Source organism: Bacillus coreaensis (genome assembly GCF_050586445.1).
GTDB classification, from domain to species: Bacteria; Bacillota; Bacilli; order Bacillales; family Cytobacillaceae; genus Robertmurraya_A; species Robertmurraya_A coreaensis.
This window is the reverse complement of record NZ_JBOCCY010000004.1, coordinates 92,512-114,382: the sequence shown is the minus strand read 5'-3', so window position 1 is coordinate 114,382 and position 21,871 is coordinate 92,512. Positions and strand designations below refer to the sequence as shown.

The window sequence follows — 21,871 nt, the reverse complement described above, 5'->3', positions numbered from 1 at the left end:
TTTTTCCATATATGCTTTTTCGACAATCTATACGAGGTATATTTTACCACTAAAAAAATACAAAAAACGACATATACCATTAATTTATAGTTTACACGAAATTTTAAACTTCATGTATGGAATTATAAAAAAGTTATAAATAGGAAAAATGTCCCACTTATTAGTTTTCTCTATTTTTCCAATCTGCTAAAAAGGCTTCGATGCCTTTATCAGTTAGAGGATGATTGAATAATTGCATAATTACTTTGTATGGTATCGTAGCAATATGCGCCCCGCGTAGAGCTGCATCTGTCACGTGCTGCGGGTGACGGATTGAAGCAGCAATAATTTCTGTTTCTAAACCATGAACCGCGAAAATATCTGCAATTGTTGAGATTAAATCAAGTCCATTGAAACCGATATCATCTAATCGACCAACAAAAGGAGATACATATGTAGCGCCAGCTCTTGCTGCTAGCAATGCTTGGTTTGCACTAAAAATTAATGTTACGTTTGTCTTGATGCCTTCTTTAGAAAAAGTCGATACCGCCTTTAAACCTTCTGGTGTCATTGGCACTTTAATTGTAATATTTGGAGCAATGGCAGCTAGCTCGCGACCTTCGCGAATCATACCTTCTGCATCAAGCGCGATCACTTCTGCACTAACTGAACCTGGAACTAATGCCGTGATCTCACGAAGACGGTCTTCAAATGAAACATTTTTTTCTTTTGCTACTAATGATGGATTTGTTGTAACCCCTGCAACAACTCCTAAAGAATACGCTTCTCTAATCTCTTCCATATTTGCTGTATCAATAAAAAATTTCACCTGTTCCACTCTCCCTTTTACATTAATCGACTTTTTTTTTAAAATGACATCAATACAATTGAAACCGCCCTTTTCAAGAAAAGGCGGTTTCAACTTATGAAGCAAATAAGTTCGATTACGCTCTACCTGAAGATCCGAATTCGCGCATTTTGCCGATAACTGTTTCTTTAATCGCATCGCGAGCTGGTCCTAAGTATTTACGTGGATCGTATTCATCTGGTTTCGCTGCTAACACTTCACGAACCGTTCTTGCAGAAGCAATTTGGTTCTCAGTATTTACATTAATTTTTGCTGTTCCAAAAGAGATTGACTTTTGGATGTCAGCTGTTGGGATTCCTGTTCCACCGTGAAGAACTAATGGTACACCAGTAGCTGCACCGATTTCTTCCATTTCTTTGAAGCCTAAGTTAGGTTCACCTTTGTAAGGACCGTGAACTGAACCAAGTGCTGGAGCCAAGCAATCGATACCAGTACGAGATACTAGTTCTTTACATTCTTGAACGTCAGCATAGATAACACCTTCAGCAACAACATCATCCTCTTGTCCGCCAACTGTTCCAAGCTCAGCTTCAACAGACACACCTTTTGAATGAGCATACTCAACTACTTTAGTTGTAGTTTCGATATTCTCTTCGAAAGGATGGTGAGATGCATCGATCATAACTGATGTAAAACCAGCATCGATTGCTTCCTTACACTTATCAAAGCTTGAACCGTGGTCTAAGTGGATAGCCACAGGTACAGTGATTTTGTAATCTTCTAAAAGACCTTCTACCATTTTTACAACTGTTTTGAAGCCACCCATGTAACGAGCTGCACCTTCAGAAACCCCAAGGATTACTGGAGATTTTTCTGCTTCAGCCGCTTGTAAAATTGCTTGTGTGAACTCAAGGTTGTTCAAGTTGAATTGTCCTACTGCATACCCTTCAGCTTTTGCTTTCTTGAGCATGTCTGTCATAGATACTAAAGGCATTCTTCTTCCTCCTATTCATGATGACCTTTTTATAGACAGGTTCCCTATTAGAGTTTTCCCTAAACAATTAACGTTATGTAATTTGAGATCCTGACTTTGATTGATCATCCGCTAAATTCATTTGTAATCATACCAAATAAAAAATAGAAATGCTATCAATCTTGGTCACTTTTATAGGATGTCATAAAATAGATGAAATGCAATCGCTACCATTTGTATATTTTGCCAAACTTTGTGGAAATCAACTATTTTTTACTGGTAAATACTTCTTAACCGCCGCACGAATATCATCAATATCAAATGGTTTTGCAAAATGAGTGAGTGCTCCTAGATCCTTTGCTTCCTGAATCATATCTAGCTCCCCATAGGCAGTCATAATGATGACACGAATATCTTTTTCAATAACTTTCATTCTTTTTAAAATTTCAATTCCGTCCATCCCAGGAATTTTCATATCTAATAATACAAGGTCTGGCGGGTTTTTCGTCACGATTTCAAGTGCTTGTACTCCATTTGCCGCTTGAAATGTTTCGTAGCCTTCCTTTTGTAGCACTTCATTTAACAGAATTCTAATACCAAATTGGTCATCTACTATTAATATTTTGCCTTTCATGAAAAGCCACCTTCTTTTTCTGGATTTTTAATTTTTGTATGTAATTAAACGATTAGGACTATCCACCTTCATGTAGTTCGATATACTACTTTATTTCTCCTGCTAACATTTTACATCAAAATCATATAAATTTTTACAGTTAATGATTTTACCTTCCTTGTCCGTTTCTTTTATAATATATGAAGATTAAGATTTGGAGGCCTTTTATGTTAAAAATGTTCACAACCCAATTGACTGGATTATTTAAAAAAATCCAAGATAAAGAAGATCTTGCCATAGAGGATGGCGCAAGACTTCTTGCCCAAGCGCTTATTGGAGATGGCCATATATTTATTTTTGCAGAGAATGAACTTTCTGCCGTTCAAGCGGAAGCTATTCATAGCAAGGAGCCCTTACAACGCGCACGTGTACTTGAGGGTTTGGCTGAAATCGATCAGGTGACAGTTGCTGATCGTGTATTAATTATGGCGAGAACCACTCACGATGACCGTGCAGTCGCGATGGGGAAAGCTCTTGAAGAAAAAGGAATTCCATTTGTATCGGTTGCTACTGTAGACGAGGGTGATGGAGATGCGCTGAATGATTTAGCTCACGTTCATATCGACCTTCAATTAAAAAAGGGACTGCTTCCCGATGAGGAAGGAAACCGCTATGGCTACCCCGCATCCATGTCTGCCTTATACGTTTATTATGGATTAAAATTTACTATTGATGAGATTATGGAAGAATATTAATAGAAAAGCGGAAGCGATGGTCCTCACTTTTCTTTTGGGGATCAGGTTAAGCACCCGAGCTGATAAGTAGACGGAGAAATTCCGCTTAATTAGTAATTCTTATTAAAAAAGGCTTAAATAAACGGAGAGATTCCGTCTATTGGCTCAAAAAATCCGAAAATAGGAAATTTTGCTTTGCATAAGCGGAAAACCTCCCCTTATTTACCTCAAAGCGAGGCTCCTTTTTGCATCTAACCGGAAATTCTCCGCTTATTTCACTTTTGCTAGCTACTTGATTAAGGACAAAACATCTTATTTATAAAGGAGTGAGGCTTTATATAATTTTTTTTGTATTCATAATAAATAAACTCGCCAATTTACTATGGCGAGTTTATTTTATATACCCATAATGATGCCAATACGACTGTCAATTCGGTTCGAAACGGAACTCTTTAACATCCGCGGGAGGCCTTCTATATTAGTTTTTAGACTTCAATGAAGCTTCAACAAAATCTCTGAATAATGGTTGAGGTCTTGTTGGTCTTGAGATAAATTCTGGGTGGAATTGAGATGCAACGAACCATGGGTGGTCAGCAAGCTCAATGATTTCCACTAAGCGTCCATCTGGACTAGTACCAGAGAAGATGAAGCCTGCTTGCTCCATTTCTTGACGGAACTGGTTGTTGAACTCATAACGATGGCGGTGACGCTCGTACACCACTTCATCATTGTAAGCAGCAAATGCTTTTGTATTTTCTTCTAGCTTACATGGGAAGATACCTAGGCGCAGTGTTCCGCCAAGATCTTCGATATCTTTTTGCTCTGGTAAAAGGTCAATGATTGGGTATTTTGTTTCTGGGTTAATTTCCGCAGAGTTCGCATCTGCGTGACCAAGCACGTTACGCGCAAATTCAACAGAAGCCAACTGCATACCAAGACAAATTCCAAGGAAAGGCACTTTGTTTTCACGTGCATATTTAATGGTCGTGATTTTCCCTTCAATTCCACGGTCTCCGAAACCACCAGGAACAAGAATTCCATCCACATCAGAAAGAAGCTCACGTGCATTTTCTTCAGTCACTTCTTCTGCGTTAATCCACTTAATATCAATATCCGAATCAAATGCAAATCCTGCGTGCTTTAATGATTCTACAACAGAGATATACGCATCTTGAAGTTCCACGTATTTACCAACTAGTGCAATACGAGTAGTTTTCGAGAGATTGCGAACTTTATCTAGTAGTGCTAACCACTCTGTCATTTCTGGTTCTGGACTTTGAAGCTTTAAGTGGTCACATACGATTTGATCCATTTTTTGCTCTTGAAGTGCGATTGGTACTGCATACAATGTGTCTGCATCTTGGCATTCAATGACTGCCTTCGAATCGATATCACAGAATAAAGCGATTTTATCCTTCATGTCCTGTGATACTGGCATTTCTGTACGCACAACGATAATGTTTGGCTGAATTCCTAAGCTGCGAAGCTCTTTTACACTATGTTGAGTTGGCTTTGTTTTCATTTCGCCTGCTGCTTTAATGTAAGGAATCAGTGTACAGTGGATGTACATTACATTATCACGACCGATATCACTCTTAATTTGGCGAATCGCTTCAAGGAATGGTAATGATTCGATATCCCCAACCGTTCCACCGATTTCTGTGATTACCACATCCGCACCTGTTTCACGACCCGCACGGAATACGCGCTCTTTAATTTCGTTAGTGATATGCGGAATAACCTGTACTGTTCCACCTAAATAATCTCCACGGCGCTCTTTCTTTAGAACCGTTGAGTAAATTTTCCCAGTTGTCACGTTGTTGTACTTCGTTAGGTTAATGTCAATGAAACGCTCGTAGTGACCTAAGTCAAGATCCGTTTCAGCACCATCACCTGTGACGAATACTTCTCCGTGTTGGTACGGACTCATTGTCCCTGGATCCACGTTAATATATGGATCAAATTTTTGGATTGTTACGCTTAAGCCACGATTTTTTAATAATCGTCCTAAAGATGCTGCTGTGATTCCTTTTCCTAATGAAGAAACCACTCCACCTGTTACGAAAATATACTTTGTCATCTGTAATCCCCCTCTTATTAAGTTTGTGCATATTTTTAAAATATCAATCCATTACATTGGCAAGGGGATCAAACGATTTTTGAAGACCGATTTTCACACCTGAAAAAAGCCTATAAAAAAAATAAAAACGCCCCTCCTGCTAGAAATAGCAAGGGGAGCGTGAAATTACGTTTCGATTGTTCCTTTTTAAGGAGCCCAAAAAGTATTCTACCTACAGCTCTGTAAAAAGTCAAGTCGAGATCCTACAAATTTCGACTTAAAGCTTCTCATCGTCCTCATCATCAAAATCATCTTCTTCAAGGTCTTCATCTTCTTCATCTTCGTCCAGATCGAATTCCTCATCATCTTCGAGTAGCTCTTCATCATCGTCTTCTAGATCTTCATCAATGTCATCCTCTAGAAGATCGTCGTCATCATCATCTTCGTCATCAAAGTCATCATCCACATCATCGTAGTCGAGTTCTTCTTCCTCTAACTCGTCATACTCTTCAATGTCAAGATCCTCGTCCTCATCGACCACTTTCTTCGCCTTTTTCTTCTTCGGCTTCACAGCTGTTACGTGTTCTTCTTCTGTTTGGTCTACTGGATACCAAACGCGAAGACCCCAGCGGTTTTCACCAATCGTCATAAAGCGTCCATCTATATTTAAATCCGTATAAAATTGAGCAATTCTCACTCTCACTTCATCTTCTGTTAATCCACGCAGTTCTGTAATCTCATCCATTAATTCTTTAAAAGAGACCGGCTGTTTCTTTTCTTTAAGCAATTCAAACGCAATCTCAATTAAGGACATTTCTTGCAATTCTTCTTGAGTAACTTGTTTCAAACTCAATATTTGCACTTCCTTTCGCTATGTAAAACACGACAAATTAAATATGTACACAATTATTGCATATTCTTCATTATAAACAAAATATGGACCTTTATGCTAGTTCTATCTAATCGATACCAAACTTTTTAGTACTTGCCCTCACTTTTTTGCCTCTTTTTCTCCTTAACAAACAATCTGACTGCTAAATAAAAGAAAAAAATGGCCAATAGAAAGAAAGGGATGGCACCAAGCTGCAATGAGTATAGATAAATAGCAGAAACAACAGTAAGAATAACAGCAATAAATTGAAGAAGTTGTTTCAAATAATCTCACATCCCGTGATAAATGGTTAGGTCCTTCGTTTGAAAAGGCTGTTTTCGTAAAGTTTGTTGTTTTGGAAAAATCCCAGAAGCCGGATTTTTCCCCTTATAACACTGGGTATATTGGTCTATTTTGAGAGTAGCTCTTTTCTAAGGATGATAAAATCCTGATTAGCTGTTGAAACATATAGTTCCGAAAAAGTGTGTATATAGCAACAATGTTTTAGAAAATAGCCTTCGAAAAAGACCATTTGATCTTCTTCTATTATAGTAAAAATTAGGACATTTTAGGTATGAGTTATGTAAAAAAAGTGTAAAGAGCAAAGAGAAAGCGCTAGCTTTCACTTTGCTCTTTTTGAAACCTACATATTCCGTCTATATTGCCCTCCAACCTCATACAACGCCCGGGTAATTTGACCGAGGCTTGCTACTTTTACTGTTTCCATTAGTTCCTCGAATATATTGCCGTTATTGACTGCTGTTTGTTTTAGTTTTTGTAACGCTTTTGCTATTTGATCTTCGTTCCTCTCATGAAACTCACGCAAATTTTGAATTTGTAGTTCTTTTTCTTCTTTTGTTGCTCGTGCTAGCTCCATATTGTCTGTCTCTTCTTCTGACGGAGGATTCGGATTCAAATACGTGTTGACTCCGATAATCGGCAGCTCCCCCGTATGCTTTTTCATTTCATAGTACATTGACTCGTCTTGGATTTTTCCGCGTTGGTATTGCGTCTCCATCGCACCGAGGACTCCCCCACGGTCATTCAATCGCTCAAACTCCTGAAGAACCATTTCCTCCACCAAGTCCGTGAGCTCCTCAACAATAAAAGAGCCTTGAAGAGGGTTTTCATTTTTCGATAAGCCATGTTCTTTTGTAATAATCATTTGAATCGCCATTGCGCGACGAACGGACTCTTCTGTTGGGGTCGTAATGGCTTCATCGTACGCATTCGTATGAAGCGAGTTACAGTTGTCCTGAAGAGCCATAAGTGCTTGAAGTGTCGTGCGGATATCGTTAAAATCAATTTCCTGCGCATGAAGAGAGCGACCGCTTGTTTGAACATGATACTTCAGCTTTTGACTACGCTCATTCGCTCCGTACTTTTCTCTCATTACGGTAGACCAAATACGACGGGCCACGCGACCAATCACTGTATATTCAGGGTCCAGTCCGTTAGAGAAAAAGAAGGATAAATTCGGTGCAAATTCATCAATATGCATACCACGGCTTAAGTAGTACTCCACATACGTCAGTCCATTTGCAAGAGTAAAGGCCAACTGAGAAATGGGATTGGCCCCCGCTTCAGCGATATGGTAACCAGAAATTGAAACAGAATAATAGTTACGAACTTTATGATCTATAAAATATTGCTGAATATCTCCCATCATTCGAAGCGCAAACTCTGTGGAGAAAATACATGTATTCTGCCCTTGATCTTCTTTTAATATATCGGCTTGAACTGTGCCTCTCACGGTTGAAAGAGTGGCCGCCTTGACTCCCGTCCATTCTTCGAGTGTCAGCGGTCGACCTAGTTCCTGTTCCTTTTTTTCCACTTGCTGTTCAATCGCTGTATTCATAAACATCGCCAAAATGATCGGAGCCGGACCGTTAATCGTCATGGATACCGAAGTAGACGGATGACATAAATCAAAGCCATCATACAGCTTTTTCATATCATCTAATGTACAGATGCTTACACCACTTTCCCCAACTTTGCCGTATATATCTGGCCGATAATCTGGGTCCTCCCCGTACAAAGTAACCGAGTCAAACGCCGTACTCAAGCGCTTCGCATCGTCATCCTTTGAGAGGTAATGAAATCGTCGGTTGGTTCTTTCTGGTGTTCCTTCCCCTGCGAACTGACGCTTCGGGTCTTCGCCCTCACGCTTAAACGGAAACACTCCTGCTGTGTATGGAAATTCACCTGGTACATTTTCTTTGTACACCCAGCGAATTATTTCTCCATAGTCTTTGTATTTCGGTAGTACAACCTTTGGAATCAATAAGCCGGACAAGCTTTTTGTTTTTAAAATCGTTACGATTTCCTTGTCGCGGATTACTGTCACAAAGTGCTCAGAGCTATATAGCTTTTGTTTTTCCTCCCAAGAAGATAATACCTTTTGGGTTTCTGCAGTAAGCTTCTCCTCCACTTGAGCTTTTAGTTCTTCTAACGCCTTTATCGCATCTTCACTCGTGCCTGTTTCTGTTAAAGCATCAAGCGTACCTTCTATTTGATAAAGCTTTCGAGCGAGATTTGCCTGGTCCTCCGCTTTTTTATGGTAGCCTCGAACAGCATCTGAGATTTCACGTAAATAGTAGCGGCGATCAGTAGGAATAATGACGCTCTGCTTTTCTACAAGAGCATTTTTTGTAAAAGTGGTCGAGAAAGAGGATCCCGTTTTTTCATTCAATGTTTCAATCAATGCCGCAAACAGAGCATTTGTGCCCGAATCATTGAACTGACTTGCAATCGTCCCGTACACTGGCATGTCATCCAGCTCTTTTTCAAAAAGCATACGGCTGCGCTGATATTGCTTTTGTACTTGTCGAAGAGCATCTTCGGATCCTTTTCGCTCAAACTTATTGATGACGATTAAATCGGCGTAATCGATCATGTCTATTTTCTCAAGCTGTGACGGGGCACCGAACTCACTTGTCATAACGTACATAGAGACATCACAAATCTCCGCAATCTCTGCATCACCTTGGCCAATTCCACTTGTTTCTACAATGATGAGATCAAAGCCAGCCGCCTTAACGACCGCAATCGCATCTTGAATCGCAAGCGATAGCTCGGTCTTTGATTGTCTGGTCGCTAAGCTTCGCATATATACTCTCGGAGAAAAAATCGCGTTCATGCGAATTCGATCCCCCAGCAACGCCCCACCCGTTTTTTGCTTGGTTGGGTCAACAGAGAGTACCGCGATCTTTTGCTCCGGTACTTCATTAATAAAGCGACGTATCAGTTCATCTGTTAAAGAGCTTTTACCCGCACCACCTGTCCCTGTAATCCCGAGGACAGGAACTGATTTTTGCCGTGCCTTCACCTGCTGCATCACCGTTTCTACCGCTGCGGCACTTTCTTTATTTGCACCCACCTGCTGCTCGGCAAAGGTAATTAGCTTGGCTGTCGCAATCGTGTCACCCGAATCTAGCTTTGAAAGATACGAATCCACTTCAGTCGTAATCGTTGGATAATCGCACTCCTCTAGCATGAGGTCAATCATTCCCTGCAAGCCAAGTAATCTCCCATCCTCAGGTGAGAAGATCCGAGCAATGCCATATTGATGAAGCTCCTTAATTTCACGTGGAATAATCACCCCACCTCCACCACCATAAATACGGATATGAGTGGCACCCTTTTCCTTTAGAAGGTCATACATGTACTTAAAGTACTCCACATGTCCACCTTGGTAAGAGGAAATCGCAATTCCTTGAACATCCTCTTGAATCGCAGCATTCACCACTTCTTCCACCGAGCGATTATGGCCTAAGTGGATGACCTCTGCCCCACTTGCCTGTAGGATTCTTCTCATAATATTGATGGAGGCATCATGTCCGTCAAACAAGCTAGACGCGGTGACAAATCGGATATGATGCTTATGTGTATACGTTGGTTCCGTACTCATTGTTCTCCTCCCATCCTCGTTATGCCTGAAAACAATAGCTCTGTTTGAAGGGTGATGTATTCCTCAAGTGTGTAGAGCTTTTGGAGTGCCCAGCGTCTGAATCCCCACATTTGCCCTTGAACAAAAATATTATGAGCAATCATTTTCACCTGTTTTTCAGTCAGATTGATTTCCCCATTTTCCACACAGTGGGCAATGACATCTTCAAACATCGCGACCATTTCCATTTCTTTTCTTAGTACATACGGAAGAGCATCCTTGTTCAGCGATTTTGCCTCCTGGTACATGACGAGCACTTCTGATTGAAGCTCATCCATGACGCGAAAATAGTTGGCAATTCCTCGTTCCAAGCTTTGTAACGTTCCCTTTTTCGTATCTAAATCCTTTTGCAACCGCTCCTGCACTTCGTCATAAATATGATCACAGACTAGGTACAACACATCTTCCTTTGTCCGTATATATTCATACAAGGTTCCAATGCTAAAGCCGGATGCTTTCGCAATTTCTCTAGTTGTAGTGCGATGAAAGCCCTTCTCTTTAAAAAGCGCAACCGCCCCTTTAATCATCTGGTCACGCCTTTTCAAGACGAGCTGTTCATCCTTCACAGAGGCATGAACTTCTCTTTTTTTCATCGATTTTTCTACCCCTTTAGAGAGATTAGTTGTTATTGGGTGTTGGGTTTTATGTGGCTGGGTTTCGTTAGCTTCGGTTTTAGTGGTTGGAATTTTGTTCACCTAAGGATTTGGTTTGGTTACCGCAACCAGGATAATTTTTAGCCCTCGGGTATCAACAGGTACTTAAGTGCCCGTACAGCTCGTTTTTTCGCTCGCATGGGGACTCAATCACGCTTTCAGTTCCCGCGTAGCTCTTTTCTCCTCCCCCTCGGGCACTCAATCACGCTTTCAGTTCCCACGTAGCTCTTTTCTCCTCCCCCTCGGGCACTCAATCATGCTTTCAGTTCCCACGCAGCTCTTTTTTCCTCCTCCTCGGGCACTCAATCATGCTTTCAGTTCCTGCGTAGCTCTTTTTTCATCCCCCTCAGGCACTCAACTCAACTCAACCCAACTAAATTAACCAAAAGCCTCTTACCAAAAACCACCCCCTAAGTCCCTATTTATTTCGTAATCATCCTTGAAATAACGAGCCTCTGGATTTCCTGCGTTCCTTCATAAATTTGCGTGATTTTTGCGTCGCGCATATATCGTTCTACTGGATAATCCTTTGTGTATCCATAACCGCCAAAGATTTGGACCGCTTCGGTTGTTACTTTCATCGCCGTGTCACCCGCAAATAATTTGGACATCGCCGATTCTTTTCCGTACGGAAGGCCTTCCGACTCTAGCCATGCTGCTTGGTAGGTTAATAATCTAGAGGCTTCAATGCTTGTTGCCATGTCAGCTAGTTTAAAGCCGACGCCTTGTTGCTGGGCGATTGGCTTTCCGAACTGCACACGTTCTTTGGCATAATCGGTTGCTGCATCTAGTGCACCCTGCGCGATTCCGACGGCTTGAGCCGCAATTCCGTTACGTCCACCATCAAGCGTCATCATCGCAATTTTAAATCCTTCTCCCTCAGCTCCGAGCATGTTAGCGGCAGGTACACGGCAGTCTTCAAAGATGATTTCTGTTGTTGGTGACGAACGAATGCCCAGCTTTTTCTCCTTTTTCCCTACCGAAAAACCTGGCGTATCACTTTCAACAATAAAGGCCGAGGTGCCCTTATGCTTTTGGGTGGCATCTGTTACCGCAAACACGACATAAATATCAGCAATGCCGCCGTTTGTGATAAAGATTTTGGAGCCGTTTAAAATAAAATCATCACCATCTCGACGTGCGGTGGTTTTCATGCCACCTGCGTCAGACCCGCTACCATGTTCAGTTAACCCGTAACCACCGATCTTTTCACCTAATGCCATCGGACGCAAAAACTTTTGCTTTTGCTCTTCACTACCAAACTTATAAATGGGCCAGCCAGCTAAAGAGGTATGAGCGGACAGCGTCACACCGGTTGACGCACATACGCGAGATAGTTCTTCAACCGCGATACAGTAGGCTAAATAATCACTGCCAATTCCACCGTACTCTTCTGGCCACGGAATCCCCGTCAAACCGAGCTCCGCCATTTTATCGAAAATCTCGCGATCAAATCGTTCTTCTTCATCTCTTTCTGCGGCGGTTGGTGCCACTTCATTTCTCGCAAAGTCACGAACCATCTTACGAATCATTTCATGTTCTTCTGACAATTTGAAATTCATCCTGTTCTCCTCGCTTTTTCAAAGTCTATAAATGCTTGCTAATAACGATACGTTGAATTTCGCTCGTTCCTTCGTAGATTTCGGTCACTTTTGCATCCCGGAAAAAACGCTCAACTGGGTAATCCTCTGTATAGCCGTAACCACCGAACACTTGAATTGCCTCCGTCGTTACCTCCATCGCCGTTTTAGTGGCAAATAATTTCGCCATGGAAGCTTCTTTTCCACATGGTTGCCCCAGGGAACGGAGCTCGGCTGCTCGATAGATTAATAGTTTTGAAGCTTCAATATTCGTTGCCATATCAGCTAATTTAAATCCAATTCCTTGCTGATGGGAGATCGGCTTTCCAAACTGGATACGTTGTTTCGCGTAGTCGACAGCTGCCTCATAGGCTGCTTCGGCAATTCCAAGCGCTTGGGCTGCAATGCCGATTCGTCCAACTTCCAAATTGCCAAGAGCTATTTTAAAGCCTTGGCCTTCTTCACCCAGTAGGTTTTCTACCGGCACCTGCATATCTTCAAATGTAAGCTGAACGGTTCTTGACCCGTGCAAGCCCATCTTGTGCTCATCTTTCCCGATCACAAGTCCTAGGGTATCTTTTTCAACGATAAAAGCCGAGATTCCCTTGCCTTCTATTGTGGCAAACACAATGTAAATATCTGCTTCCCCACCATTTGTAATAAACACTTTTGAGCCGTTTACGACATAATGATTCTCTTTTTTGACGGCACGTGATTTTAAGCTCGCAGCGTCAGAGCCCGCACTTGGTTCGGTTAAGCAAAAGGCGCCCAAGTATTCCCCACTTGCGAGCTTAGGAACGTACTTTTTCTTTTGCGCTTCATTACCAAAATAAAGAATAGGGTTCGTACCGACCGATGTATGCACAGAGAGAATGACTCCGATTGTGGCACTGACTTTTGAAAGCTCGTGAATCGCTATGATATATGAGGTGAAATCCATCTCCGCTCCGCCGTACTGTTCGGAAACAGGGATCCCCATGAGGCCGAGTTTCCCCATTTGCTTAAGGATGCCTCTGGGAAACTCCCCTTGTTCCATTTTTTCAATAAATGGACTGATCTCGGTTCGGGAAAAATCCTGAACCATCTTTCTCATCATCTGCTGTTCTTCCGTCCATCGTAAATCCATATCATTTCCTCCTGATATAGGGGTAGTTAACTATACTCATAAAATCCGCGACCCGATTTCCTTCCGAGCCAGCCAGCTTTTACGTATTTGCGGAGCAGTGGGCATGGGCGATATTTGCTGTCGCCAAAGCCTTCGTAGAGGGTTTCCATAATATACAGACAGGTATCGAGCCCGATAAAGTCGGCCAAGGTGAGTGGGCCCATTGGGTGATTCATCCCAAGCTTCATGACCTCGTCGATGGCCTCCTTCGTTGCTACCCCTTCATACAGAGTGAAGATGGCTTCGTTAATCATCGGCATGAGAATTCGATTGGACACGAATCCAGGGAAATCATTCACTTCAACTGGCACTTTTCCAATCGTTTTTGTCATGCCTTCGATGAGTTCATATACCTCGTCATCTGTTGCTAAGCCGCGGATGATTTCTACGAGCTTCATCACTGGGACAGGATTCATAAAGTGCATTCCGATGACTTTTTCTGGCCTTGAGGTTGCTGCAGCAATTTCTGTGATTGGTAGCGAAGAAGTGTTGCTCGCTAAGATCGCATGATCAGGAGCGATTTTATCGAGATCACGGAAAATCTTTGTTTTGATCTCCATGTTTTCCACTGCTGCTTCGATCACTAGGTCAACACCACTTGCGTTATGCAAATCGGTTGAAGGCTGGATGTAGGCTAAAATCACTTCCATTTGATCTTGTGTCATTTTTCCCTTATCGATTTGACGAGCTAGGTTTTTTCGGATGACACCCAGCCCACGCAGAACAAAGTCCTCCTTCAAGTCGTGCAAAATGACATCGTACCCAGCTTGTGCACAAACTTGAGCAATTCCCGATCCCATCTGGCCAGCACCAATGACCATTACCTTTTTGATTTCCATCTAATCCCCCTTTTCTACCATTAGAGTTCTTAAAAAAGGGGACATTCCGTACAAGATGTTCGGAAATCCCCCATAAATTCTACTGCTTTGGCACCTCAATCATAATCGCATCTCCTTGCCCTCCACCTGAGCAAATCGCTGCTACACCGATTCCACCACCGCGTCTTTTCAACTCATACATTAATGTAATGATGATTCTTGCTCCACTTGCACCGATCGGATGACCAATCGCTACGGCTCCTCCATTCACATTGACCTTTTCATGATCCAGTCCTGCGATTTCTGCACTTGCCAAGGCAACAGCCGCAAACGCTTCATTAATTTCGAATAGATCAATCTCCTCAACGGATTTGCCGGTTTTCTTCAATAATTCGTTAATCACGATTCCCGGTGTTTTCGGGAAATCCTTTGCTTCTACCGCGACAGCTGCCTGCCCGATAATGTATGCTTCTGGTGTTCTTCCTTCCCGAGTTGCTCGTTCTTCACTCATCAACACCAATGCGGCAGCTCCATCATTCACTCCAGGTGCGTTCCCTGCTGTGATCGTTCCGTCTGAGTTAAACACTGGTGCAAGCTTAGCCAACTTTTCAATGCTCGTATCTTTTCTCGGTGACTCATCAGTCGCCACCACAAGTGGTTCGCCTTTACGCTGCGGAACTTGGACGGCTACAATTTCTTCGGCTAAGACACCAGATTCCATTGCTTGAACGGTACGTTGATGACTTCTAAGCGCCCATTGATCCTGCTCCTCACGCGACAGCTCCATGTCCTTTGCCACACCATTTCCGTATGTTCCCATATGAACACCCGTAAACGTACAAGTTAATCCGTCATACACCATTAAATCCTTAACTGACGAATCACCCATTCGTAATCCCCAACGAGCCTTTGGAAGAAAATAAGGAGCGTTACTCATCGACTCCATTCCTCCGGCAACGATGACTTCTTCATCTCCTAAACGGATGATTTGATCTCCTAACGTCACACTCCGCATGCCAGAAGCACAAACCTTATTAATCGTTTCTGTTTTTACATTCCATGGAAGTCCTGCTTTTTGAGCTGCTTGTCGTGATGGAATCTGACCCTGTCCCCCTTGCAGAACCGTTCCAAAAATCACTTCATCAACTTTTTCTGCTTCCACATCTGCGCGACCAAGTGCTTCCTTGATCACCATTCCCCCTAAATCAGAAGCTGTAAATGAGCTTAAGCTTCCGCCCATTTTTCCAAAAGGTGTACGAACTCCGCTTAAAATAACTGTTTTCCCCATGTTACTCTCCCCTTTTTCGTATTCATTTGTTTGGATTTTTTCTTTGTTTGATTGATTCTGTGATGTGACTGAACGCTCGCTCAGTATGTGAGGTGGAAAAAAGGAGAATTGGAGTTTCTCCTTTGAAGTAAATTTAATTTGTAAGCGCTTTATTTCCTTCTTCTATTTTACTATCAAAATAGTTAGAATAGAAATAATTTACACAAAAATCATGCAAATTATTTCTATTTGGTTTATGACACGATTTGTGTCTCTCCAATAACAGCTTTCTCTAAAAGCTCTGCCACGTCATAGGTTGAAACCGTTTCTTCCACTTCCTTTGCCTTTGTGCCATCTGAAAGCATGGTTAAGCAATACGGACACCCAGATGAAATCACAGACGGTTTAACCGCTAATGCCTGCTCAGTTCTTGCCACATTGATACGATGGCCAGTTTCTTCTTCCATCCACATCAGCCCACCACCAGCTCCACAACACATTCCCTTGTCTCTGTTACGAGCCATTTCTACGAGTGTAACGCCTGGTATGGCTTTTAATATATCGCGTGGGGCTTCATATACTTCATTGTAGCGTCCTAAATAACAAGAATCGTGGAACGTGATTGTTTCGTTCACTTCGAACTTAGGCTTTAATCTTCCATCCTTCACAAGCTCAGCAAGTAGCTCCGTATGATGGTACACTTCCGCTTGTAATCCGAAATCAGGGTATTCATTTTTGAATGTATTATACGCATGAGGATCGATCGTCACGATTTTATTCACTTCATTCTTTTCAAATTCTTCAATATTTTTCGCCGCAAGCTCTTGGAATACAAACTCGTTTCCTAGACGTCTTGCGGTGTCACCCGAGTTCTTTTCCTTGCTTCCTAAAATCGCAAACTTCACACCCGCTTCGTTTAAAAGCTTCGCAAAGGACAAAGCAATTTTTTGACTGCGATTATCATAAGAGCCCATAGAACCCACCCAGAATAAGTACTCAAACTCTTCACCAGACTTTTTCATTTCTTTTACCGTTGGAATGAGAACATCTTCTCTCTCACTGCGCCAGTTTTCGCGCTCTTTGCGGTTTAGTCCCCAAGGATTTCCTTGACGTTCGATGTTTTGCATTGCTCTTTGTGCATCGGCATCCATTTTTCCTTCTGTTAGAACAAGATAACGACGAAGATCGATAATTTTATCCACATGCTCATTCATGACCGGACATTGATCTTCACAGTTTCGGCAAGTGGTACAAGCCCAAATTTCTTCCTCTGTTATCACATCTCCGATCAAGCTTGGACTGTAAGCTAGACTTGCCGCAGACTCCTGAACTCCTTTACCAGCAGCTGCTAATGCGATTTGATTTCCTTTTGTACTGGAAAAAGCAAAGGTCGGAACCCATGGCTGCTTTTGCGTAATAGCCGCACCATGATTTGTTAAGTGATCGCGCATTTTTACAATCAAGTCCATCGGCGACAACATCTTTCCTGTCCCTGTTGCTGGACACATATTCGTACAGCGTCCACATTCAACACACGCGTATAAGTCGATGAGCTGGTGCTGAGTGAAATCCTCAATTTTCCCCACACCGAAAGTCTCTTGTGTTTCATCTTCAAAATCAATCTTGGTTAATTTCCCTGGCTTTTCTAAGCGATTAAAATACACATTGGCTGGACCTGCAATCAAGTGCGCGTGCTTGGACTGGGGAACATACACAAGGAAAGCTAGTAAGAACAAAAGATGAATCCACCAAGCCACATAGAAAATCGCGATGGAAGCTGTCTCTCCTATCCAAGAAAAAGCTACGCTCACTAATGAGGCAATTGGTTCTGTCCATGAGGCTTCATGAGCATGCCAGATGATACTCATTCCATTCCCAAGTAGTACAGAAAGCATTAATCCACCGATAAAAATTAACACCAGTCCCGATTTAAAATTCCGTTTCAAACGAACTAACTTTTCTACATATCGACGATGGAATGCCCAGAAAACAGCAACTAAAATCATTAAAGTGACGATTTCCTGAAAAAATGTAAAACCTGGATACAGAGGCCCTAGTGGCAAGTGCGCACCAGGTACAAGACCTTTAACAATAAAGTCGATTGCCCCAAATTGAACAAGGATAAATCCGTAAAAAAACATCACATGAATAATTCCGCTTTTCTTATCCTTTAATAGCTTTTTTTGACCAAATACATTGACCCAAATTTTCTCGAGTCTTTCCTTTACTCGAGAATCAAACTCAACCTTTTTCCCAAGCTTTATGTACTCGATTCTCGTTTTTACTACATAAACAAACAGACTAACTGCGTAAGCGGTTACAATTAGAAAAGCAATCAAGTTGATCCAAAGCATGGCATTCATCTTTTCTACCCCTTTCTGGCTTACTCGAACTCCCCTTCAAGTAGCACAGGTTTTGCGTGAAAATGGATAATTTTCTGAATAGTATCTACCCCTATTATATAATGAATGATCATTCAGTCAACATTTTTTTATCGCAACTTTCTGTCTTCATAGAAAGAACATTAACAGGAGATACTACAACGTACGATCACTCCTGAACCAATGGGATATCCTCTGAAGGGAGAGAATTTGATGAAGATTATTGGTTTCATCCTGCTTGCTTTCATACTCATCCTATTGCTATTGTATGTCGACTTTATCCTCGGCAGAAGACAACATTTATCTTCTATTTATAGAAAAAGTTATCCCATGAGGCAAAGTCATATTGATGTATTTACCAGAGGAGATGCCCTCTTTACTGACTTATTTTCAGAAATCGAACACGCAAACGAGCATATTCATGTTCTTTTTTATATATTAAAAGATGATCCATATGGCCGCAGGTTTCTGCAGATTTTAAAAAACAAAGCATTAGAAGGGGTGGAAGTTAGACTGCTCCTCGATTGGGCAGGAAGCTTTAGTGTTCCACGTAGAATCGTAAATGAAGCGAAACAAGCCGGCATACATTTTTCGTATAGCCATAAACCGAAATTTCCCTTTCTTTTTTACCGATCACAAGTTCGAAATCATCGAAAAATTACGGTCATTGATGGAAAACTTGGTTATATTGGGGGATTCAATGTCGGAAAAGAGTATTTAAACGAGGATCCAAAGCTGAACCCATGGCGTGATTATCATTTGAAAATTATAGGTGAAGGGGTTCATGATCTACAACGTGAGTTTTTAAAGGACTGGGAAGAGGAAACGCAAGAGCATCTTCTGAAGATTCCCACATATTTTCCTGATCCAGTCTCTGGACCGATTCGTCACCAAATTATTCCATCCGAAGGGTTTTACCTCGAAGAAACCTTCTCCGGAATGATTCGAGGGGCTGAGACATCGATTCACATCGGTTCTCCTTATTTCATCCCTAGCAAGCGCATCTTTCAAGATTTGTTGGCTGCATTGGATCGCGGTGTGGAAGTGACCATCCTTGTTCCCCAAACTCCTGACCACCCATTTGTGAAAGAAGCCTCGTTCCCCTATTTGCGCACGCTTGTTTCTAAGGGAGCCAATGTCTACGATTATGTCAAAGGCTTTTACCATGCAAAAATCATTATCATTGATGATCGGATTTGTGATTCTGGAACCGCCAACTTTGACAAAAGAAGTTTTTTCTTAAATCTTGAAATTAACTGCTATATGTACGATCCAGACATCATCACACATATGAAAGACATATATGAAACGGATATAAAAGATGGAAAAAAACTATCCCTTCATGACTTAACTCATTTAAGCTTCAAGCAAAAAATACTCGAATGGATCGCCCGCCCTATTTCTTATTTTCTTTAGTTAGGAGTTCATATAACCATGAGAATTCGCTTTGGCTATGTATCGACTGCTCTCTCTCTTTGGGAGGCGTCGCCTGCAAGAGCCTTAACCTTTACCCGGTATAAGCAGCTTCCTGCTTCTGAACGCGAGGAAAAACTAATGGCTGTTACGGGTGCAAATATCTTTAATACGTTACGAATGGTATCCTATAATATCGCGCACGGCATTCAAGTGTATCGCTTATCTAGTTCGATCGCCCCTCTTTCTACCCACCCGGAGGTAAACTGGGATTTTGTCACCCCGTTTCGAAAGGAGTGGAAGGAGCTTGGCGATTTAATTCGCAGACATCAGATGCGTGTAAGCTTTCACCCTAACCAATACACTTTGTTCACCTCTCCTCGTGAAGAAGTAACAAAGAATGCGGTGATTGATATGGACTATCATTACAGAATGTTAGAAGCGATGGGAGTGGAAAAAGAGGGGGTCCTGAATATTCATGTCGGAGGAGCCTACGGGGATAAAACACAGTCACTAAAACGATTTCACGAAAACATCCAATCTCTCCCCTCCCATATCAAAGAAGTCACCACCTTAGAGAATGATGATAAAACGTACACAACCGAGGAGACCCTTTCTGTATGTCGGAAAGAAGGCATTCGTCTGGTCTTTGATTATCACCATCATATGGCCAATTTGAGTGAAGAGCCTCTGGATACGCTGCTTCCAAAAGTCTTTCAAACATGGGAAGGCCATTCATTAAAACCGAAAATCCATATTTCTTCACCGAAGTCGGAAAAAATGTACCGAGCACATGCTGATTTTGTTGATTTGGAATATATCATGCCCTTGATCGAACTTCTCCGTTCCATGAATGTGGATGTCGACTTTATGATTGAAGCAAAGGCGAAGGATATGGCATGCCTCAAACTTGTAGAAGACATTAGCCGCATTCGGGGGGTGAAACGAGTGGGCGGTGCTGAGATTGAATGGAAATGACCCTCTGTAAGGTCCGACTTATTAGGCTGAGGGATCAGGTTAAGCACCCGCGCTGATGAATAGACGGAGAAATTCCGCTTAACTAGTAATTTTTTTTAAAAAGAGCTTATATAAACGGAGAGATTCCGCCTATTAGCTCGAAAAATTCGAAAATGGGGGGTTTTGCTTTGCATAAGCGGAAAACCTCCCCTTATTTACCCCAAAATGAACTCCATTCTGCGTCTAACGGAAAAATCTCCGCTTATTTTCCTGGTTAGCCGATTAAGGGCAAGACCTTCACACTTACTTATCTCCCGAAACTTTGCAGCCATGGAGTTAACTGCTCAAACACTTTAAAACCTAAATAAATCCCAACAATCCCGGTGATACCCGCTAAAGCAGGTGGAGCCGGAATCGGTAGACGAAAGAGGGCAAAAATAAACCCGACGAAAAAACCTGTGACTAACGATAGCAGGACAAGCTTCATAGAACCCCTCCAAAAATCATTTGTATACTTTAAAGCATTCCCCACAATGCTCCTTTATACTTCGATTTTTGCTCTTCTTGATTGCTCAATAATCTCAGCTATCTTGTTTGTTGCTTCTAAAATCGAATCACTGCAAACAAAAATTTCCGGGTTCTCATAGTCCCCTACTTTATTGCTGTAGCGCGGATCATAATAATGTTCCATTAACAGTCTGATAAGGGGCAAATAATCTCTTTCTTCCACACATCTTAGCAGCTCCGTTTGAAAATCGACTGATTTTATTCTCTTAATAATCATCTTTAAAGCAAGTTCGACCCGTTCATGAAAGGCATCCGTATGCTCGTAAGGCTTTACGTATTGTTCATAAATACGTTCCATTCGTTTTTCAATAGAGGAGTAAACCGTAATATGAAGTCCTTTTAGTTTTTTCTCGGTTAACTCAGGCGGCTGCACTGCATGTCCAATTCGTTTGCTTTCTCCTTCCATAATGAAATAGGGAGAGCCTTTGAGCTTCTTTAAATCTTCAAAAAGAAGAGCATCAAACATCTTTTGGTTATGTGGCGTTTCCCCACCAATCGAGCCAAAAACCGATCCTTTATGGTTCGCGTACTTCTCTAAATCGAGCACTGGATACCCCGCCGTTTTTAAATGCTGAAGAATCTCTGTTTTCCCTGTTCCTGTCATCCCGGTAATGACCACAGATTCAGCAGGAATTAAGTCAGAGATATGCTCTATCACATGCTCACGATAGGCACGGTAGCCTCCCTCGATTCTCCTCACATGAAGCCCAGCAAGTGTGGCAAACGTGGCAACGGATTGGCTTCTCATTCCACCTCTCCAGCAGTACACCATGGGCTCGCGACCAGACTCTTCAATCTTTTGAATTTGAGCAAGTATATCAGGAATTTTCGGACTAACAATCTCCATCGCCTTCCACTTAGCTTCCTTTTGCCCTTCTTGCTTATATAGGGTTCCAATCAAGGCCCGCTCTTCATTTGTAAAAAGAGGAATATTGACCGATCCAGGAATATGGCTATCAGCGAATTCACCTGGTGACCGTACATCGATCGTCGTATATCGCTCTTTATTTTCTAAAAACTTTTCAACTGAACAGTCTCTAATCATGTCTTCCTCCACCTTTAAGTTTCAAAAGAGGCTTCCCAT

The 21,871-nt window shown here is 42.0% G+C and carries 18 protein-coding genes; 3 read left to right on the top strand and 15 right to left on the bottom strand.

Going from position 1 to position 21,871, the window contains the following annotated elements:
* Window positions 1–160: 160 nt before the first annotated feature.
* The 3 genes from fsa to ACQ5H4_RS08255 form a co-directional block, all read right to left on the bottom strand.
* Window positions 161–808: a fructose-6-phosphate aldolase gene (fsa, locus tag ACQ5H4_RS08265; protein ID WP_430774477.1), complete on the bottom strand. Its 648-nt coding sequence runs from the start codon at window positions 806–808 to the stop codon at window positions 161–163.
* A 115-nt stretch (window positions 809–923) separates the two neighbouring features.
* Window positions 924–1,781 (bottom strand): class II fructose-bisphosphate aldolase, encoded by an 858-nt coding sequence (locus ACQ5H4_RS08260; RefSeq protein ID WP_119710272.1) that lies wholly within the window; start codon window positions 1,779–1,781, stop codon window positions 924–926.
* Window positions 1,782–2,022: 241 nt separating this feature from the next.
* On the bottom strand, window positions 2,023–2,394 hold the full coding sequence (locus ACQ5H4_RS08255) for a response regulator (protein WP_119710273.1): 372 nt from the start codon (window positions 2,392–2,394) through the stop codon (window positions 2,023–2,025).
* A 206-nt stretch (window positions 2,395–2,600) separates the two neighbouring features.
* Here ACQ5H4_RS08255 and ACQ5H4_RS08250 point away from each other — a divergent pair, with 206 nt between their 5' ends.
* Entirely contained in the window at window positions 2,601–3,128 is a 528-nt protein-coding gene (locus ACQ5H4_RS08250) for a DUF2529 domain-containing protein (protein WP_430774476.1), read from the top strand.
* A gap of 457 nt (window positions 3,129–3,585) precedes the next feature.
* Here the strand turns inward: ACQ5H4_RS08250 and pyrG are convergent, their stop codons facing one another.
* The 10 genes from pyrG to ACQ5H4_RS08200 form a co-directional block, all read right to left on the bottom strand.
* Window positions 3,586–5,187, bottom strand: a complete 1,602-nt coding sequence (pyrG, locus tag ACQ5H4_RS08245; RefSeq protein ID WP_430774475.1) for a CTP synthase — start codon at window positions 5,185–5,187, stop codon at window positions 3,586–3,588.
* A gap of 256 nt (window positions 5,188–5,443) precedes the next feature.
* Entirely contained in the window at window positions 5,444–6,019 is a 576-nt protein-coding gene (gene rpoE / locus ACQ5H4_RS08240; protein WP_430774474.1) for a DNA-directed RNA polymerase subunit delta, read from the bottom strand.
* Window positions 6,020–6,144: 125 nt separating this feature from the next.
* Window positions 6,145–6,321: a hypothetical protein gene (locus ACQ5H4_RS08235; RefSeq protein WP_430774473.1), complete on the bottom strand. Its 177-nt coding sequence runs from the start codon at window positions 6,319–6,321 to the stop codon at window positions 6,145–6,147.
* Window positions 6,322–6,680: 359 nt separating this feature from the next.
* A complete protein-coding gene (icmF, locus tag ACQ5H4_RS08230) occupies window positions 6,681–9,947 on the bottom strand; it encodes a fused isobutyryl-CoA mutase/GTPase IcmF (RefSeq protein ID WP_430774472.1) in 3,267 nt (1,088 codons plus the stop codon).
* Entirely contained in the window at window positions 9,944–10,579 is a 636-nt protein-coding gene (locus tag ACQ5H4_RS08225) for a TetR/AcrR family transcriptional regulator (RefSeq protein ID WP_430774471.1), read from the bottom strand. The genes icmF and ACQ5H4_RS08225 overlap by 4 nt, the downstream gene beginning before the upstream one ends.
* A gap of 482 nt (window positions 10,580–11,061) precedes the next feature.
* Window positions 11,062–12,201, bottom strand: a complete 1,140-nt coding sequence (locus ACQ5H4_RS08220) for an acyl-CoA dehydrogenase (RefSeq protein ID WP_430774470.1) — start codon at window positions 12,199–12,201, stop codon at window positions 11,062–11,064.
* 25 nt (window positions 12,202–12,226) lie between these two features.
* Entirely contained in the window at window positions 12,227–13,345 is a 1,119-nt protein-coding gene (locus tag ACQ5H4_RS08215; RefSeq protein WP_430774469.1) for an acyl-CoA dehydrogenase, read from the bottom strand.
* 26 nt (window positions 13,346–13,371) lie between these two features.
* Entirely contained in the window at window positions 13,372–14,223 is an 852-nt protein-coding gene (locus ACQ5H4_RS08210; RefSeq protein WP_430774468.1) for a 3-hydroxybutyryl-CoA dehydrogenase, read from the bottom strand.
* 79 nt (window positions 14,224–14,302) lie between these two features.
* Window positions 14,303–15,490, bottom strand: a complete 1,188-nt coding sequence (locus ACQ5H4_RS08205; RefSeq protein WP_430774467.1) for an acetyl-CoA C-acetyltransferase — start codon at window positions 15,488–15,490, stop codon at window positions 14,303–14,305.
* A gap of 233 nt (window positions 15,491–15,723) precedes the next feature.
* Complete coding sequence (locus ACQ5H4_RS08200; protein ID WP_430774466.1) at window positions 15,724–17,832, bottom strand: (Fe-S)-binding protein; 2,109 nt, start codon at window positions 17,830–17,832, stop codon at window positions 15,724–15,726.
* Between the two features lie 231 nt (window positions 17,833–18,063).
* Between ACQ5H4_RS08200 and cls the strand changes: the two genes are divergently transcribed.
* Together cls and uvsE are read left to right on the top strand one after the other, a co-directional pair.
* On the top strand, window positions 18,064–19,266 hold the full coding sequence (gene cls / locus ACQ5H4_RS08195) for a cardiolipin synthase (RefSeq protein WP_430774465.1): 1,203 nt from the start codon (window positions 18,064–18,066) through the stop codon (window positions 19,264–19,266).
* Between the two features lie 18 nt (window positions 19,267–19,284).
* Window positions 19,285–20,241 (top strand): UV DNA damage repair endonuclease UvsE, encoded by a 957-nt coding sequence (gene uvsE / locus ACQ5H4_RS08190; RefSeq protein ID WP_430774464.1) that lies wholly within the window; start codon window positions 19,285–19,287, stop codon window positions 20,239–20,241.
* A 286-nt stretch (window positions 20,242–20,527) separates the two neighbouring features.
* Here uvsE and ACQ5H4_RS08185 read toward each other — a convergent pair whose 3' ends face one another.
* Together ACQ5H4_RS08185 and mnmH are read right to left on the bottom strand one after the other, a co-directional pair.
* Complete coding sequence (locus ACQ5H4_RS08185) at window positions 20,528–20,707, bottom strand: XapX domain-containing protein (protein WP_430774463.1); 180 nt, start codon at window positions 20,705–20,707, stop codon at window positions 20,528–20,530.
* A gap of 54 nt (window positions 20,708–20,761) precedes the next feature.
* Window positions 20,762–21,832 carry a tRNA 2-selenouridine(34) synthase MnmH gene (mnmH, locus tag ACQ5H4_RS08180; protein WP_430774462.1) on the bottom strand — a complete coding sequence of 357 codons (1,071 nt, stop codon included), beginning with the start codon at window positions 21,830–21,832 and terminating at the stop codon, window positions 20,762–20,764.
* Window positions 21,833–21,871: the final 39 nt, after the last annotated feature.